The organism is Arcticibacter sp., from assembly GCF_053551015.1.
This window is the reverse complement of record NZ_JBMQOB010000022.1, coordinates 44,136-60,714: the sequence shown is the minus strand read 5'-3', so window position 1 is coordinate 60,714 and position 16,579 is coordinate 44,136. Positions and strand designations below refer to the sequence as shown.

14 protein-coding genes are annotated in these 16,579 nt (G+C 46.4%); 5 read left to right on the top strand and 9 right to left on the bottom strand.

The genetic code is table 11. The annotated features are described in order from the left end of the window. Positions 1-22: 22 nt before the first annotated feature. Positions 23-598: an RdgB/HAM1 family non-canonical purine NTP pyrophosphatase gene (gene rdgB / locus ACO1NU_RS15615; protein WP_448819429.1), complete on the bottom strand. Its 576-nt coding sequence runs from the start codon at positions 596-598 to the stop codon at positions 23-25. Then, positions 598-1,086 (bottom strand): hypothetical protein, encoded by a 489-nt coding sequence (locus ACO1NU_RS15610; protein ID WP_448819428.1) that lies wholly within the window; start codon positions 1,084-1,086, stop codon positions 598-600. The genes rdgB and ACO1NU_RS15610 overlap by 1 nt, the downstream gene beginning before the upstream one ends. Before the next feature lie 223 nt (positions 1,087-1,309). Between ACO1NU_RS15610 and ACO1NU_RS15605 the strand changes: the two genes are divergently transcribed. The 3 genes from ACO1NU_RS15605 (at position 1,310) to ACO1NU_RS15595 (ending at position 4,911) form a co-directional block, all read left to right on the top strand. Beyond that, the gene (locus ACO1NU_RS15605; RefSeq protein WP_448819427.1) at positions 1,310-2,677 is read left to right on the top strand and encodes a foldase protein PrsA; all 1,368 of its coding nucleotides are present in this window, start codon (positions 1,310-1,312) and stop codon (positions 2,675-2,677) included. Continuing rightward, on the top strand, positions 2,678-3,640 hold the full coding sequence (locus tag ACO1NU_RS15600) for an AAA family ATPase (RefSeq protein ID WP_448819426.1): 963 nt from the start codon (positions 2,678-2,680) through the stop codon (positions 3,638-3,640). 113 nt (positions 3,641-3,753) lie between these two features. Further along, positions 3,754-4,911, top strand: coding sequence for an iron-containing alcohol dehydrogenase (locus ACO1NU_RS15595; protein WP_448819425.1), 1,158 nt, complete (start codon positions 3,754-3,756; stop codon positions 4,909-4,911). Positions 4,912-5,013: 102 nt separating this feature from the next. Here ACO1NU_RS15595 and ACO1NU_RS15590 read toward each other — a convergent pair whose 3' ends face one another. From ACO1NU_RS15590 to mutL, 6 genes are read right to left on the bottom strand one after another with little or no spacing between them, the layout of a single operon-like run. Continuing rightward, positions 5,014-5,868 carry a hypothetical protein gene (locus ACO1NU_RS15590; RefSeq protein WP_448819424.1) on the bottom strand — a complete coding sequence of 285 codons (855 nt, stop codon included), beginning with the start codon at positions 5,866-5,868 and terminating at the stop codon, positions 5,014-5,016. Between the two features lie 46 nt (positions 5,869-5,914). Further along, positions 5,915-7,375: a cysteine--tRNA ligase gene (gene cysS, locus ACO1NU_RS15585; RefSeq protein ID WP_448819423.1), complete on the bottom strand. Its 1,461-nt coding sequence runs from the start codon at positions 7,373-7,375 to the stop codon at positions 5,915-5,917. Positions 7,376-7,401: 26 nt separating this feature from the next. Next, entirely contained in the window at positions 7,402-8,481 is a 1,080-nt protein-coding gene (locus ACO1NU_RS15580) for an endonuclease/exonuclease/phosphatase family protein (protein WP_448819422.1), read from the bottom strand. 44 nt (positions 8,482-8,525) lie between these two features. After that, a complete protein-coding gene (locus tag ACO1NU_RS15575) occupies positions 8,526-9,380 on the bottom strand; it encodes a rhomboid family intramembrane serine protease (RefSeq protein WP_448819421.1) in 855 nt (284 codons plus the stop codon). Continuing rightward, positions 9,377-10,102, bottom strand: coding sequence for a rhomboid family intramembrane serine protease (locus ACO1NU_RS15570; protein ID WP_448819420.1), 726 nt, complete (start codon positions 10,100-10,102; stop codon positions 9,377-9,379). The genes ACO1NU_RS15575 and ACO1NU_RS15570 overlap by 4 nt, the downstream gene beginning before the upstream one ends. Positions 10,103-10,123: 21 nt before the next feature. Beyond that, positions 10,124-11,974, bottom strand: coding sequence for a DNA mismatch repair endonuclease MutL (gene mutL / locus ACO1NU_RS15565; protein WP_448819419.1), 1,851 nt, complete (start codon positions 11,972-11,974; stop codon positions 10,124-10,126). 378 nt (positions 11,975-12,352) lie between these two features. Between mutL and ACO1NU_RS15560 the strand changes: the two genes are divergently transcribed. Further along, positions 12,353-14,173, top strand: coding sequence for a serine hydrolase domain-containing protein (locus ACO1NU_RS15560; protein ID WP_448819418.1), 1,821 nt, complete (start codon positions 12,353-12,355; stop codon positions 14,171-14,173). Between the two features lie 65 nt (positions 14,174-14,238). Then, entirely contained in the window at positions 14,239-15,375 is a 1,137-nt protein-coding gene (bshA, locus tag ACO1NU_RS15555) for an N-acetyl-alpha-D-glucosaminyl L-malate synthase BshA (protein WP_448819417.1), read from the top strand. Positions 15,376-15,403: 28 nt separating this feature from the next. Here the strand turns inward: bshA and ACO1NU_RS15550 are convergent, their stop codons facing one another. Continuing rightward, positions 15,404-16,522, bottom strand: a complete 1,119-nt coding sequence (locus ACO1NU_RS15550; protein ID WP_448819416.1) for a lactonase family protein — start codon at positions 16,520-16,522, stop codon at positions 15,404-15,406. Positions 16,523-16,579 lie beyond the last annotated feature (57 nt).

Here is a 16,579-nt window from a genome sequence, read left to right as displayed (position 1 = left end):
CATCCAGGCCTGCTCTTCTGTTTTATTGTTTATTCAGGAACTCAACAAGCTTGCTAACTGCCTGAGCCCGGTGACTGATCCGGTTTTTTTCTTCCGCAGACATTTCTGCAAATGAAACTTCATATCCCTGAGGCTTAAAGATCGGATCATAGCCAAAGCCTGCTGAACCTGATCGGCTCTCAGTTATTTCGCCTTCAACAGTGCCTTCAAAGAAGTGCTCATTTCCATCGAGGATGATGGATATAATACATTTGAAGCGCGCAGAACGGTCCTTCATCCCTGTCATCTTATCCAGGACCAACTGCAGGTTCTCTTCCCAATCTCTTGATCCTGAATAGTGCGCCGAATACACTCCGGGTTCGCCATTCAGTGCATCCACTTCCAGTCCTGAATCATCAGAGAAGCAGTTCATGTTAAATCGGTCCCAGATATAATGGCTTTTTTGCGAAGCATTTTCTCTGAAGGTTGTTCCCGTTTCCGGGATCTCATCCAGGCAGCCGATCTCGCCGAGCGTTTTCAATTGGAACTTATCGCCAATCAATGCCTGTACTTCTTCCAGCTTATGCTTGTTATTGGTTGCGAATACTAAAGCTCTCATTAAAGTTTTTTCATTTGATTCCAGAATTCCCTCTTCTTGTCGGTATTGTTCAGCATCTCAGCGAAGCTGTAGGTGAAAAGTACCTGCATTCCTTCCAATTCTGTTATTGCGTTCTTTGGTAACGTCCTGATCTTGATCTCGGTGGGGTCAATTCCAAAAAGGACTATGCTGCTGCAGGCAAAATAGTCCTTGAACTCTTTCCAGGTAGAAGAGCTGTATTTTCTTTGATTGACGATGGCTACGTCCTTCAGGCTCATCCTTTTTGCCCCCAGAATGTTTGCCAGGGCCTCCAGTTCATTCGAACGGAGGTTAGGATGACCGTCTTCCTGTATTAGTAGCAGCATGAACTTATTGTTCTCGCCGAGGTAATCAAATGCAGGGCCGTCTTCGGTACGTTCACCGGAGGATGTGGATAGCTCTTCTTCATTGATCAGATAGATATCTTCAGTCATTAGGTACTGAAGTGCCACCGCATCGGATGCTTTCATTTCACTCATTGATCAAAAGTACTAATCCTTTGTTAAAAATAGTTAAATCAGCAATGCCGCCTCCGGGATAGCCGAAATTAAGTTTACCTTTATGAAGGTGTAAATCAAATAATTTCTTCAGTAAATGAAGATTATATCGTTAGTTTTGCACAATTGTCTTTTGAAATACACTGCATATTCGGTTACAGACCAAGTCTGAAACGCTATAACGTACATAAACATAATGAAACAAACCGTAGGGATACTCTTTTTTCTATTCGCATCTTTCAACCTGGCTTTCGCACAAAACATTACAGTCAATAAAATAGCAGCTGTCGTAGGTGATAATATCATTTTGCAGTCTGATATTGAACGTGAATATGCCAACTACATTCTGCAGGGTAATCCGCAGAATGAGGCGGTGAAGTGTGGTGTTTTGCAGCAGATGCTTACCCAGAAGCTGCTTTCTCAGCAAGCTGTAATCGACTCAGTAACCGTTACCGATGACGAGGTAACCAATGAAGTCGACAGACGAATGCGTGCATTTATTCAGAGAGCCGGGGGACAGGAGCGTTTGGAACAGTTCCTGAACCGTTCTGTGCTTCAGTATAAAGATGAGATTCGCCCTGATGTAAAGGAGCAGCTTGTTGCAAACCGTATGCATGCGAAAATAACCGAGAATATCGGTATTACTCCACTTGAAGTTAAGCGGTTCTTCGAGGCAATCCCTAAAGACAGTCTCCCTGAATACCCTACCGAAGTAGAAGTGGGTGAGATCGTTTTATATCCCAAGCTGACTAAGGCAGAGAAAGAACGTTTCAAAGATAAAGCGGAAGCTCTTCGTCTGCGAATCAAAGGGGGTGAAGATTTTGCCACACTGGCAAGACTTTACTCTCAGGATCCAGGATCAGCACCAGAAGGTGGAGACCTGGGCTTCTTTGACAGAACGGCAATGGTAAAGGAGTTTACCGCTCTTGCCTTTAAGCTGAAAGCGAATGAGCTCTCCCCGGTATTTGAAACAGACTTTGGCTTTCACTTTCTGCAAGTTATGGAACGCCGTGGCGAACAGGTTCGTGCACGCCATATTCTGATTAAAATGGACGCTCCTTCTGAAAGTCTGGCACGTACCAAGACCGCTATCGATAGTATCTATGAGAATGTTGTAAGCAAAAAGCTCCCGTTCTCAACAGCCGCGTCAATGTATTCAGATAATAACGATACGAAGTACAACGGCGGAATGATGCTGAATGCAGAGAATGTTTCATCAAGAACAACGTACATCCCTACAGATAAGCTTGACCCAACTGTCTTCTTTGCGATAGATACCATGAAAGTGGGATCCTATTCAAAACCTTATGAGTTTACCTCTCGTGACGGTAAAAAAGGCTATCGCTTCGTTTATCTGAAATCCAAAACAGACCCTCATGTAGCGAACCTGAATCAGGACTTCCCTAAAATCAAGGAAATCGCCTACGAGGATAAGGTACAACGTGAAGTAAGCTCTTGGTTCGAGAAACGCAGATTGTCTACTTATATCAAGATCGACCCAGAGTTCCAGACTTGCGAGAGCCTGAAAATGTGGTTACCTACCGAAACAGCACAGGTAAACTAAATGAATTACACGTCTGATGTAGAAGGATTAGATGCTTTATGCTTATCGTATAAAAAGGTAAGCAAAGAGATCTCTAGTGTTATCATCGGACAGGAGGAGGTCGTAAAAGCAGTACTGATCTCCATACTAAGCAACGGTCATTGTCTGCTGATCGGGGTTCCCGGGTTAGCTAAGACTTTGCTCGTCAATACCATTGCCCAGGTTCTCGACCTGAGCTACAATAGAGTACAATTTACACCCGACCTGATGCCATCAGACATCGTCGGGTCTGAGATTCTTGGGGAAGACCGCTCTTTCAAATTCCTGAAAGGGCCGGTATTTTCGAACATTATTCTGGCGGATGAAATCAACCGGACTCCGCCAAAGACCCAGGCCGCCCTTCTGGAAGCGATGCAGGAGAAGATTATTACGGTGGGAGGTAAGAGCTACCCCTTGCCTGATCCCTTCTTCGTTCTCGCTACCCAAAACCCGATCGAACAGGAGGGAACATACCCCTTGCCTGAAGCACAACTCGACCGCTTTATGTTCAACGTCACCCTGTCGTATCCTTCGTTCAGGGATGAAATTGAAGTCGTGAAGAACACGACAGGTAATAGTCGCCCACAGCTGCATAAGATTCTCACAGCAGAACAGATCCTCTACTTTCAGAGGCTGGTCCGGAATGTGCCCATCACCGATCATGTCCTCGAATATGCGGTTAGTCTCTCAGCTAAGACCAGACCAAATACGGAGCTTGCAACTCCCGGAGTAAACAAATACCTCAATTGGGGTGCGGGACCACGGGCCTCTCAATACCTCGTGCTCGGCGCCAAGTGTCATGCTGCAATCAACGGCAAGTATGCTCCCGACGTGGAAGATGTGCAGGCCGTAGCGCTCCAGATACTGAGACACCGTATCGTTCGCAACTACAAGGCAGAAGCCGAGGGCCTCAGCGCAGACGATATTATCAGAAGCCTCTTCTAAGGCTACTCGTACGACATGCCACATGTCATCCCATTAAGTAACAGCCATCATTTTTAAACGCTGGCCTCGGACTTAGATTTGTCATAAACGCATATCTAATCATTCGGTATTGTATGGAACCTTTCAGAAGAATTTACTTTCCGGCTATAAACCTTATTGGCCCGGGCGCAGTCAAAGAGATTGCTGTCGAAATCAAAAAGCTAGAACTTAAAAAGCTGTTTGTGGTAACAGATAAAATGTTACGGTCTCTTGGTGTGGTAAAGAAGGTGACAGATGTTTTGGAAGCTGCTCAAATCGATTACGTGATCTTTGATGACGTAAAACCTAACCCAACAACTCAGAATGTATACAGCGGACTGGACTTGTACAAGTCTTCAGCCTGCGATGGTATTTTATCCATTGGTGGAGGATCTCCTCAAGATGCTGCCAAAGCAATCGGTATCCTGGAAACTAATGGGGGTAAGGTGCCTGATTACGAAGGTATCGGCAAATCTCAGAAGAAGTCTGTACCTATCCTGGCTGTCAACACAACAGCAGGTACCGCTTCTGAAGTTACCATCAACTATGTCATTACTGACGAAGAGAGAAAAATCAAAATGGTTATAGTAGACCCGAACTGTCTGGCTACCGTAGCAGTTAATGATCCTGAACTCATGCTTGATAAACCTGCCGGCCTTACAGCTGCAACAGGTATGGATGCGCTGACTCACGCCATCGAAAGTTATATAACCAAAGGCTCGTTCCGTTTATCTGACACGCTTTCACTGGAAGCCATCCGCCTGATCGGCGAAAGTCTGGAAGATGCAGTGAAAGATGGCAAGAACCTGGAAGCTCGTTCCAAGATGGCCTGGGCGTCTTATATCGCTGGTCTTTCCTTCTCAAACGCAGGCCTCGGAATCGTCCATTCAATGGCGCACCAGCTTGGCTCAGAATATGATCTGCCACATGGCGTTGCCAATGCACTTCTGCTCCCTTATGTCGAAGAATATAACTCTGTCGTTTGCGAAGAGAAGTTCAAGAACATCGCTCAGGCACTCGGCAGAAACGTAGATGGCCTTTCCCTTACAGAAGCCAAGAACGAAGCCATAGATGCATTAAAAGAAATGGCTGTAAAGCTGAATATACCATTGCTAAAAGATACATCCTTTAATCCGGAGGATGCGGAGCGCCTTTCCATTCAGGCATTTGCCGACGTATGTACAGGTGGTAACCCAAGAGAAGTGACCGTAGCCGATATTCAGGCTATTTATATGAAGGCTTTCCGGGGCTAGTTGAAGTTTGCCCGCCTTTAACGCCCGGAATTTGGTGTTGTGTAGTCCTGCAGCTTGCTGCAGGACTTTTTTATTTCTCAGGTTTACTTCCCCGTGCTTAAACTAAGGGAGTTCTTCAGTAAACACCTCTGCAATGACATTCCACTTATGTGTAGGTTGAACTTCCCAAACGCGGATGTAATTATATTTTTTCGCCAGAATGGTAGCTGTTCCATACGTATAGGCAATCTCGCCGCTAAGCGCCCTGTCGGCCTTAATCGGATAGGTTAGTGCCTTATATCCCTTGTCTTTCCAGAAAGCCATAATGGCCTTTTTATCCGTCATGGGCTCATATCCCGGAAACAGCAACCAGCTATCATCCGTCAGAAATTCCGTCTGCGCAATACGATTGTCTGCTTTCATGATCGTAGACATCAGTTTGTCAGAGCTGAGAACGATATCCTCTCTTTGCTGCAGGCGCTTATCTGATTTCTGATGTATATAGTCTCTGTCTGTCGGCGTTACAAACTTATTTTTAAGTTTCTTCGTCGGCTTCTTGTGCGCTACCCCCGCATCCATTGCCAGCCTCCAGACGCCGCGTTTGTTCTTCTTCCACACAGACAGATAGGTTCCGTAGAAGGATTGAGAAGCGTCCAGGCTCTGTTTGAAAACGTAAGGCCCCGCTGAAAATCCCCAGTCATCGCTCTTCGATATCTTAGCGAGAACGGGCTCCAGTTTCAGATACCCGATGCTGTCTGGTTGCTCTTTGTAGAACTTCTTCGCAGCCATTGGCCCTGGCCTGAATGCAATAGTGTAATCGTCAGAAACGGAGAGGAAAGCCTTTTTAAGACCCTTCTCTTCCACTTTGAGATTGAAATAGTTCTCAGCTGCAATGACCTGGTCCACACCTTCCGGAGTCTGCGAAAACACAGGCACTCCCAGTGCCAGGAAGTAAATAATAGATAAAGCGAATTTCATTAAATAAGATGTTTGATTTGAATTGGCGCAGCAAGGCCGATAATACCTATAGCTTGCTCCAGGAAGTACCTTCCTTATTATCTTTTAACTGAATGCCGAGATCAAGTAAGCCATTTCTGATCCTGTCTGATGTCGCATAGTCTTTTGACGCGCGTGCCTGCAGACGTAGGTTGATCACAAAGTCAATAAGCGGACCGATTTCATCAGTTTGAGCGGTTTCTTCCTTCAATCCGAGCACATCATACACGAAGTTGTTGATCAAAGAATTTAAGGCTTCCAGATCCGCCTGTGTGATGCTTGCTTTACCGTCATGGACGCTGTTGATGACCCTCGCAACTTCAAAAAGCTCAGCGATAGCAACTGGGCTGTTGAAATCATCGTTCATGGCATCATAGCACCGCTGTGATATCTGCTGGATGTCAAAATCAGACTTGTCTGATACCTTTAGCTTAGGCAGTAAAGCACATGCATTCATGAGCCTTTTAAATCCCTTATCAGATGCTTCAAGCGCTTCATTGGAGAAGTCAAGGGTGCTCCGGTAATGTGCCTGTAGCATAAAGAACCTTACTGTCATGGGCGAAAATCCCCTCGTCAGCAAAGGATGGTTACCTGTGAAAAGCTCATGCGGAAGGAAGCCATTGCCTGCCGACTTCGACATACGGGTGCCATTTACAGTCAGCATATTGGTATGCATCCAGTACTTTGCAGGTTCTTTATGATTGCATGCTTTTGATTGTGCAATCTCGTTGGTGTGGTGAGTTGCGGCGAGATCCATTCCACCACCATGAATGTCAAAGGTATCACCAAGGTACTTGCTGCTCATTGCCGAGCACTCAATATGCCATCCAGGGAATCCCCATCCCCAGGGAGATGGCCAGCGCATGATGTGCTCAGGCTTTGCTTTGATCCACAAGGCAAAATCAAGTCTTCCCCTCTTCTCATCCTGACCTCCCAGATCGCGACTGTTTGCAATTAGCTCATCGATATTCCGGTTGGTCAGTATAGTATAATTATGGTCCTTGCTGTACTTTTCCACATCGAAATAAACAGTACCGTTTACTTCATAAGCAAAGCCGTTGGCCAGGATTTCCTTCACCATCTCAATTTGCTCAGCGATATGCCCCGTAGCTGTAGGCTCTATATTCGGAGGTAAGGTGTTGAACACCCTCATTACATCGTGGAACCCAATGGTATAGCGCTGAACGATTTCCATCGGCTCAATCTGCTCCAGACGCGCCTTCTTCGAGAACTTGTCATCTCCCTCATCCCGGTCGCCTTCCAGGTGTCCGGCATCGGTGATGTTCCGCACATACCTGACCTTGTATTTAAGATGGCTTAAGTACCTGTATATTAAATCGAAAGAAACGAACGTGCGGCAATTGCCAAGATGTACATCACTGTACACAGTCGGTCCGCAAACATACATCCCCACAAATGGGGCATTCAATGGCTCAAAAGGCTCCTTTTTTCTTGTTAATGTATTATAAACAACGAGGTTGTTATTCATTGTGCAAACTTAATAAATTGTATGTTCTAAGGCGTCCTGAATTCCAGATCACTTCTAACAGGGTAATGATCAGATAGTTTTTTATTAACAGTGAGATAACTCTTCACTTCGAAGTCATTCGACGCCAGAATATAGTCGATCTGGAAGTTTGGGAATTCGCCGTTATAGGTGATTCCGAAACCACTTCCTTTCTCGCGGAAGGCGTTCTTCATTCCCGAAGATAGTTTATTTACTGCAAAGGACGCAGGGGTGTCATTGAAATCTCCCGCAATGATAACGGGACCCGAATAGGCCTTAATATGTTCCGACAAAAAGGTAACCTGCTTGCTTCTCTTGATGAAAGCACGCTTCAACCTGCTCCCGATTCGCCTGGATGACTGTACATCCGTATTGATCTCTTCCTTGATCGTCTTAATGTACTTGTAGTCTTCCGGTTTGAAGTTGATCGACTGGAGATGCACATTATACACTCTGAACTTCTTTTTCTCATGTACAAAGTCGGCGTAGATGGCTTCATTATTTCCCGACGAGTTCGGGAAAACCACAGAGCCTGTATCTGCAAACGGGATTTTCGAAAAGATCACCATCCCTTTCAGCTCCCAGGGATTGCCAAAATCCTCCCGTACATGGTAATGTTCGGCCTCCATGATCTCGGTGATCATCTTTTTGATGTTCGACTCGCCCCGCCGCTTCGAATAATACTCCTGCATGCACAGAATATCAGGCTTTTCATTTCTGATAATCTCCAGCATCGCATCTCGCACGGGTCTGTCAGCTTTACTGCCAAACGGTTTGAATTCATGCACGTTCCAGGTCATGATCCTGATCATGTCCTTTGAGGACTTGGGCACCTCAATAGCCTGCGACTCCCGGAAACCGATTGTCAAGGTCAGGAACTTCCAGCCAATCAATATCGTAGCTAAAGAAATAAGCGCAAATACCGGCCTGCTGAGAATCCAGAAAAGAATGAACAGGACATGGATGAACAGAAGGAAAGGGTATGCAAGACCGAAGAATGCTACCGGCCATAAGTACGAGGGGTCCGCAACAGAAGAAAGGTAGCTGAGAAGCATTAGGACGACAAATGCGATGTTTATATACAGCATTGATCTCCGCCCTAGCCCTAATCCTTTCCCCCTTTTTTTTCTCCTCATTCCTTATTGCTCGCTTTGAATAATTCTTCTTTTTCTTTGCGGCTCAAGCTGTCATATCCCGATCTTGAGATCTTATCGAGAATATTGTCAATCACTTCCTGGTCCGGAAGCCCGGCGGGAACCTTATGATTGTAATTTGTAGCAGCAACCTTCAGCTTCTTCTTTTTAGCAAAGATCTTACTCCAATCGTTCCCGCTTTGTAGTTGTTTGATGAAGATAAATCCCATCAATGCACCTCCCAGGTGGGCAATCATACCACCCGCATTCAGCCCGGCAATACCGATAATGTCGAGCACGATGAACGCGATCACCAGGAACTTCAGCTTCACATTTCCGAACAAAAGCAAGCGGATGCTGTAATCGGGCAATAAGGTAGCCGTTGCAACCACGATAGCCATCACACTGGCCGAAGCACCAATCAAAGAGGCTGTCGCAACGCTGTCGCTGAAAGCCGGAAAAATATTATAGAAAGCAATGAACAGCAGCGCACCCATAAGTCCCCCGCTGATATAGGTAAACGTAAGCTGCCTGGCTGTCAGGAAATCCTCAAATATCCGTCCGAACCAATACAGCCAGAGCATATTGAAGATGAAGTGAAACACACCCTCATGCCCGAACATATATGTCAGCGGAGTCCAGAACTTATACAATAACTCAGGAAGATAGGCGGGTACAGAAATATACTCTTTAATGAGGTTTGCGGTCGCCGTATTGCGGGTAAATAACCATTCGGCAACAGAGATAAAACCAACAAGCACGAACACGGCGGTGTTGATTCCTATAAACATGTTCATGCGGCTTCCTGACTGAGCCACCTTGTACCAGATTTCGCTGACGACCGATTTTTTCATAAAAAACCTCCGGGACGGTTAATCCTCCAATATTTTATTAAGATAAAACCAAACAATGCTCCCCCGAGATGTGCAAAGTGCGCGACAGAGTCACCTGAAAATTGCCCTACACCCAGGAATAATTCTATAACGACATAAACGGGAATAATATACTTAGCTTTTATTGGAACGGGAATAAATAATAAAAATAATTCAGCATTGGGGAAAAGCAAGCCGAATGCCACAAGCACACCGAATATAGCGCCTGAAGCTCCTACCATGGGGGTCAGGTAAATAGAAGCGACTGTACGCATATCTTCCTGGCTCTGAAACTGAAAGGTACGTATGTCGTCTATGGTAAAGCTGCCTACAATAGCGTGGACCTCAAAAGCCTGTATCGCCATCTGCAGTGCCAGGGCGCCCAGACCCGTAATCAGATAGAAGTTCAGGAACCTCTTCGATCCCATGATATACTCCAGTGCCGAACCAAAGCTATAGAGCGCAAACATGTTAAACATGATATGCGCAATAGATTGGTCGCTGTGCATGAACATGTACGTCACCGGTTGCCAGGCCCTGAATAGTTCAGAATCAAAATAGAATACGCCGAGAAGAGGAATCAGCTGCGACTGGCCATTTTTCATGAACAGCATCGTAGCAAGATAGAAGATGCCGTTAATGATCAGAAGATTTTTAACAACGGGTGATATATTGGCAAAAGGTGACTGTCTGTAACTGTTCATTCGGTTCCTAAACGTAAGGTTCTATTTTTCAAATCTCTGTAAAAGCTCCTCAATGGAGTATTTAATGATCACCGGTTTGCCTGTAAGAGAGGAGTTAGGTCTTTCACAAGCGAACAGCTGATCGATCAGGTTGTTCATTTCTTCCTGAGATAGCCGCGTTCCTGCCTTTAAAGCAGCATTACGTGCGAGTGTACGAGCCAGGTTATCCCGTTTATCCAAACGCAACAGGGTTAAATTGTTTTTAAATCCTTCAATAAGATGCTCAAGCATCTCCACCTCACTCACATTCGCACTGATGTCGGCCGGTATCCCCTCCACAATCACCGTGTTCTTCCCGAACTCCCTGATCTGGAAGCCCAGCGACTGGATGTCCGGAAGCAGGTCTTTTACCAGCTCGAAGTCCGCTGCATTCAATGTCACTGTCTGTGGGAACAGACTCTGCTGACTCGCGCCCTGACGGTTTTCCAACTCTTGCAGGAAGCGCTCGTACAGAATCCTCTCATGGGCAGCCTGCTGATCGATCAGCATGAAGCCTGACTTGATTGGCGATATAATCAGCCTGTTATGAAGCTGGAAGAAGTGCCTGCCCTCTTTTTTGATCTGCGTTGTCTCCGCATCTTCGATATCAAGTATCGTTTGCTGCTGCTTGTCACGCGCCTGATCAACAATCTCATACAAAGAACCCCAGTTCTTGCTCACCTCATCCTGGTCTTCGCCTAGACTTCTGAAGTATGAAGTCGATCTTCCAACTTTTTTGTCAGACTGAAAAGGGTTGAAGTCCGGATTAAAGGTGATCTGAGGAGGTACAATCTCCTCCGGTGCCTTGTGGGTGATCATGTGACTGAATCCTGTCTCCTGATCAAAGTCAAGGGTAGGCGTGATGTTATATTGTCCCAGGGAACGCTTTACTGCCGAGCGAATAATCGCATATAAAGCCTTTTCATCCTGGTATTTGATCTCCGTCTTCGTAGGGTGTACATTGATGTCGATCTTTGCCGGGTCGATATCAATAAACAGCACATACAGTGGGAAACTCTCTTCCGAAAGCAGCTCCTCATAGGCCGTAACCACAGCGTGGTTCAGGTAAGGGTCCTTGATGAAGCGCTTATTGACAAAGAAAAACTGTTCACCCCTGGTCTTGCGCGCAAATTCCGGTTTCCCGATAAAGCCCTTCACCGTGATGATGCTGGTATCCTCTTCAATGGGGACAAGCTTTTTATTGTAGGCATTTCCAAATAAATGGACGATCCGCTGTTTAAGACTGGCTTTTGGAAGATGGAACATTTCGTTCCCATCATGGTGGAGTGTCAGGTAGATTTCCGGATGAGCCAGCGCAATGCGTTGAAACTCATCAATGATATGGCGCAATTCTACAGAATTCCCTTTCAGGAAATTGCGTCTTGCCGGGGTGTTAAAGAAAAGGTTCTTTATGCTGATGCTTGTTCCCGCACTGCACGACACCGGCTCCTGCTTCACGATCTCTGATCCTTCAATGCAGATATGGGTTCCCAGCTCGTCTTCGTGACGGCGGGTCTTCAGTTCTACTTGCGAGATGGCCGCAATAGAGGCCATTGCCTCACCACGAAAGCCCATCGTGCGGATAGCGAAAAGATCAGCCGCCTTCCGGATTTTCGATGTTGCATGCCGCTCAAAGCACATCCGGGCATCTGTAATACTCATGCCGCATCCATCGTCAATGACTTGAATGAGGGACTTACCCGCATCCTTAATGATCAACTGGATTTTTCCGGCTCCCGCATCTATCGAATTCTCAACAAGTTCCTTGACCGCCGATGAAGGTCTCTGTACCACCTCGCCCGCCGCTATTTGATTTGCAACGGAATCTGGTAAAAGCTGTATAATATCAGACATAATTTCTAAACGCAAAAATAATCAAAATAAACCAGCATCGTTCTTCTCATCTGCGTATCGTTCATTTTACAAAATGTAAAGTAATATTTGTATTGTTCATTTATTTTTCAGACTTTCATGTTTACAAACTCTTAATCAACAACTAATATTTAGTTAATCACTCAGCTTTAGAATTCAAAAAAAATGGCTTGCCTCGTAAGCTGGCCAGAAGCCGAGCTGCCTTTGAGATGGGAAAAAAAACACTCAAACTAACCATGCCCGGGAAACCCCCGGGCTTTCTTGTTTTTAAGGCAATTATTTCCAAAAAATTCGTTTAATTCATAATCTATGAAGCATGATGAGCGTTCGGCTCACAAACAACGCTAATTGTAAGGTACTATGTTCAAATACTGTCTATACTCCTCTGTGTCTCTCCTCGCCCTCTTATTTACTCTGAGTTCCTTTGCATCTTCCTGTCACAACCCATCGCTGACCTGGTTGGAGCAGATGAAGGCAAGTAGCGGGTCTACCGTCCTGCTGCGTAACGATTCTTCTCAGATTCCTCTCATCGAACTGGATAATAAACGATTTGCCAGTGTAAACATCGGCTCCCAAAACGCAATGATGTTTGACAGCATCGTGAATAAATACACCAGGGTGGATCGCTTTTCTGCCGAAGCCTATCAGGCAGAGCCCAATCTGAATGCACTCAGTGCAGACCTTAAGCTATACAGCTCGGTGATCGTCCAGCTTAGCGATGACGCAATGAGCAAGGAAAGTACCCGCGCCTTTTTGAAGGACATGGAACGCAGCAAGCAACTGATCATTGTGCTTTATGGAAATGCAGCTGCCCTGGGCCGTCTCGACAGCCTCAAGGCTCCCCTGATCTGGTCCGCGGCAGATTCGCCGGCTTCTGCCAGCTTCACTGCCCAGCTTATTTTCGGTGGTACCAGAGCCAGTGCAAAACTTCAGTCGACTGTCTCTCCTGCCTTTAAAGCAGGGGATGGCTTCCAGACCGCGGCCATCCGACTAGCTTATACCGTTCCCGAAGAGCTGGGAATAAGTTCCGATGATCTGGAGAAGCCTATCGATAACATTGTCAGATCAGCGATCGCCCAGCGCGTCACCCCAGGTGCCGTCGTGATGGTGGTAAAAGACGGACGTGTGATATTTGATAAAGCCTACGGATCACATACCTATGGAAGAACCCGCGAGACGCGCGTCGATGATATTTTCGATCTCGCCTCCGTTACCAAGATTGCAGCTACCACTATGGCGTCCATGCGACTTTATGAGCAGAATAAGCTCCAGCTGGATTCTACCATGGGCTACTACGTGCCACAGGCGAGAGAAACCAACAAAAGCTTCATTCCCGTGCGTAATCTGATGCTGCATCAGGCGGGACTCGTACCCTATATCCCTTTCCAGAATTCGATTAAACCCGGCGATTATAGCAGGGATTCTTCCGAGGTCTATTCGGTCAAGGTGGCAGACAACTATTATGTCAGACGCAACTACTATAACGATGTGATGCTGCCCCGGATGTTAAACAGCGGGCTACGTCCCTCCGGGAAATACGAGTATAGTGATCTGAGCATGTATTTCATGAAGGAGATCATCGAAACGCAAACAGCTCAACCTCTCGACAAGTATGTCCTGAATGAATTTTACAAACCGTTGGGTATGAAGTACGCAGGCTTTACTCCCCGTATTCGTTTCAGCAAAGCCGATATTGTACCTACCGAGAACGATAACTATTTCAGGAAGACCCTGCTCGAAGGTTATGTTCATGATCAGGGTGCAGCTCTTGCTGGCGGCGTGGCCGGTCATGCAGGGTTATTCTCTTCAGCAAACGACCTGGCCATCTTGTTCCAGATGATGTTAAACGGAGGTATCTACGGAGGAAAACAGTACTTTCAACCTTCTACGATTGATATGTTTACCAGCAGACAGAGCGATGTCAGCAGAAGGGGACTGGGTTTCGACCGCTGGGATCCCGATCCTGCTAACCGCTATCCTTCATCCCTGGCCTCACCGCAAACGTATGGCCATACTGGATTTACCGGCACCTGCGTATGGGTAGATCCCAGGAGCAAGCTGATCTACATTTTCCTGTCCAACCGCCTGTATGAGCAACCCGCAAATAAGCTGAGCAGCCTGCGCGTAAGACCGAAGATTCAGGATGCCATTTATCAGGCCATTAATAAAGCTGTTTTGTAGTCCGGCCGCCATTTAATTTACCGAAGCCAAACAATATCTTCATCTTTTTCCTTTTATTTTGCAGCATGAAAATTGGAATCGTATGCTATCCGACATTTGGCGGAAGCGGAGTAGTGGCTACCGAACTTGGTAAGGCGCTGGCAGATAACGGACATCAGGTCCACTTTATCACTTACAGTCAGCCCGCAAGACTCGACTTTTTCTCAGAAAATCTATTCTATCACGAAGTATCGGTCTCTCAGTACCCACTATTTGATTATCCACCATACGAGCTCGTTCTGGCGAGTAAGCTGGTAGATGTGGTGCGCTTCGAAAAACTCGACCTGCTGCACGTGCATTACGCTATTCCTCATGCTTCGGCTGCATTCATGGCCAAGCAGATTCTGGCTACTTACGGCATCAATATTCCTGTCGTCACCACCTTGCATGGTACTGACATCACCCTCGTAGGGAAGGATGTGACCTTCAAGCCGGTTGTAACCTTTTCTATCAACAAGTCTGACGGCGTAACGGCAGTATCTGAACATCTTCGTAAGGATACATACGATCACTTCGAGATCACCAACAATATACAGGTTATTCCAAACTTCATTGATCTTACACGCTTCAGCCAGAAACGGAAAGATCATTTTAAAAAGGCAATAGCACCCAATAATGAGCTCATCCTGGTGCATACTTCCAATTTCCGGAAGGTGAAAAGAGCCAAAGATGTCGTTCGTGTTTTTAAGAAAGTTCTTGAAACCATTCCTTCTAAACTCCTGATGGTAGGAGATGGTCCTGATCGCGCCAATTGCGAGCGATTATGCCGGGAGCTGGGAATATGCGATAATGTCAGATATCTGGGTAAGCAGGAAGCTGTAGAAGAAATCCTCTCAGTTGCCGATCTCTTCCTGATGCCTTCTGAGTCGGAGAGCTTTGGATTAGCTGCACTGGAAGCCATGGCTTGTCAGGTGCCCGTGATCTCTTCCAACGCAGGAGGATTGCCGGAGTTGAATCTGCAGGGAATAACAGGCTTCATGAGCAATGTAGGCGATGTGGACGACATGGCCAGAAACGCTATCTACATTCTTGAAGACAGAGAGCGTCTCGCTGAATTCAAAGCCAATGCTTTAGCGAGAGCCAAAGAATTCGACCTGAGCTTTATCCTTCCTGTATACGAGAAATACTACGAACAGGTACTGAAGAACAGCCAGAACGCATAAAACAAGCAAAAATAGGGTTTTCCCTCTTTTATTTTTGTATCTGCAGGCAAACCGGTTGACCTACGTCAATCCGCTCCCCTGTGTCCGTTAATAGGCCTGTCTGGATATCTCTTTTGAATATGACTACATGGTTGCTGTTCTGATTAGCTACCAGCAGGAAGCGTCCTTCCGGATCCAGCGTGAAGTTTCGCGGTCCTTTGCCTAATGTTGACTGGCGCCCGGTTAGTGTCAGACGCCCTGTAGCGGCGTCAACCGCGAAGATCGAAATATCGTTAGCATCACCCCGGTTTGATGCATACACAAACCTTCCGTCCGGAGACACGTGTATGTCTGCTGCGCCCGTGGCGCCCTTAAAGTCGGGAGCCAGCATCGGGATGGTCTGAATGGTACTCAGCACTCCCTTGTTATACGAATAGACGATGACATCCCCCGTCATTTCCATCAGGGCATAAACAAAGCGTTTGTTCGGATGGAAATCGAGATGTCTCGGTCCGCTTCCCGGTGCAGCAAAAACAAAGGCCGGATAGGCTGGTGTCAGAGGTTCTCTTGTATTTTTATCATTGAACGCATACGTGGAGATCTTATCAGTGCCCAGATCACTCACGAGCAGGTACTTCTCATCGGGAGAAAGGATTGTGGAATGAACATGCGGTGCTGCCTGACGCGATTTATCGGTGCTGCTGCCCGTATGCTGGATAACCTGAGCCTGATCTGCCAGTGAGCCGTCTTTGTTGACCGGATAGGCGACCAGATTTCCCTGTCCGTAGTTCGCGGCGAACACAAACTTGCGGTTCTTGTCAACATCTATATAGCAGGGGGAACTTCCATGCGAAGTCTTGCTGTTGAGAAACTTCAAAGCCCCTGTAGCGGCATCAAAGGAAAACGCGCTGATACTTCCCTCTTTATTTTCATTCGCGGCATACACGAACTTTCCATCCCGGCTGATATCCAGATAAGATGGATTACTTACACCCGTTGCCTTGTTTTTATAGGCAGCCTTTCCTGTCTGACTGTCAAATTCATACACATATATGCCTTCACTCTTCCCACCGTTCGTATAGGTGCCAATAAGAAGATTTCTTTTTTGTGCATAAGTGGTGCCAGCTGTAAGTGATGCCATAAGGAGGATGAGGATAGTTGTTTTCATTGATGATGCTTATTCGCTAAGATAACGACTTCATCTCCCTATAAACAAGAAAACCCC

What these genes read in the sequence shown, in the direction of transcription:
- ACO1NU_RS15570 (WP_448819420.1), bottom strand. Translation starts at nt 10,102, where the DNA reads ATGAACAGTTACAGACAGTCACCTTTTGCCAATATATCACCCGTTGTT.
- ACO1NU_RS15605 (WP_448819427.1), top strand. Translation starts at nt 1,310, where the DNA reads ATGAAACAAACCGTAGGGATACTCTTTTTTCTATTCGCATCTTTCAAC.
- ACO1NU_RS15580 (WP_448819422.1), bottom strand. Translation starts at nt 8,481, where the DNA reads ATGCTGTATATAAACATCGCATTTGTCGTCCTAATGCTTCTCAGCTAC.
- mutL (WP_448819419.1), bottom strand. Translation starts at nt 11,974, where the DNA reads ATGTCTGATATTATACAGCTTTTACCAGATTCCGTTGCAAATCAAATA.
- ACO1NU_RS15575 (WP_448819421.1), bottom strand. Translation starts at nt 9,380, where the DNA reads ATGAAAAAATCGGTCGTCAGCGAAATCTGGTACAAGGTGGCTCAGTCA.
- ACO1NU_RS15560 (WP_448819418.1), top strand. Translation starts at nt 12,353, where the DNA reads ATGTTCAAATACTGTCTATACTCCTCTGTGTCTCTCCTCGCCCTCTTA.
- ACO1NU_RS15595 (WP_448819425.1), top strand. Translation starts at nt 3,754, where the DNA reads ATGGAACCTTTCAGAAGAATTTACTTTCCGGCTATAAACCTTATTGGC.
- ACO1NU_RS15600 (WP_448819426.1), top strand. Translation starts at nt 2,678, where the DNA reads ATGAATTACACGTCTGATGTAGAAGGATTAGATGCTTTATGCTTATCG.
- ACO1NU_RS15590 (WP_448819424.1), bottom strand. Translation starts at nt 5,868, where the DNA reads ATGAAATTCGCTTTATCTATTATTTACTTCCTGGCACTGGGAGTGCCT.
- cysS (WP_448819423.1), bottom strand. Translation starts at nt 7,375, where the DNA reads ATGAATAACAACCTCGTTGTTTATAATACATTAACAAGAAAAAAGGAG.
- rdgB (WP_448819429.1), bottom strand. Translation starts at nt 598, where the DNA reads ATGAGAGCTTTAGTATTCGCAACCAATAACAAGCATAAGCTGGAAGAA.
- ACO1NU_RS15610 (WP_448819428.1), bottom strand. Translation starts at nt 1,086, where the DNA reads ATGAAAGCATCCGATGCGGTGGCACTTCAGTACCTAATGACTGAAGAT.
- bshA (WP_448819417.1), top strand. Translation starts at nt 14,239, where the DNA reads ATGAAAATTGGAATCGTATGCTATCCGACATTTGGCGGAAGCGGAGTA.
- ACO1NU_RS15550 (WP_448819416.1), bottom strand. Translation starts at nt 16,522, where the DNA reads ATGAAAACAACTATCCTCATCCTCCTTATGGCATCACTTACAGCTGGC.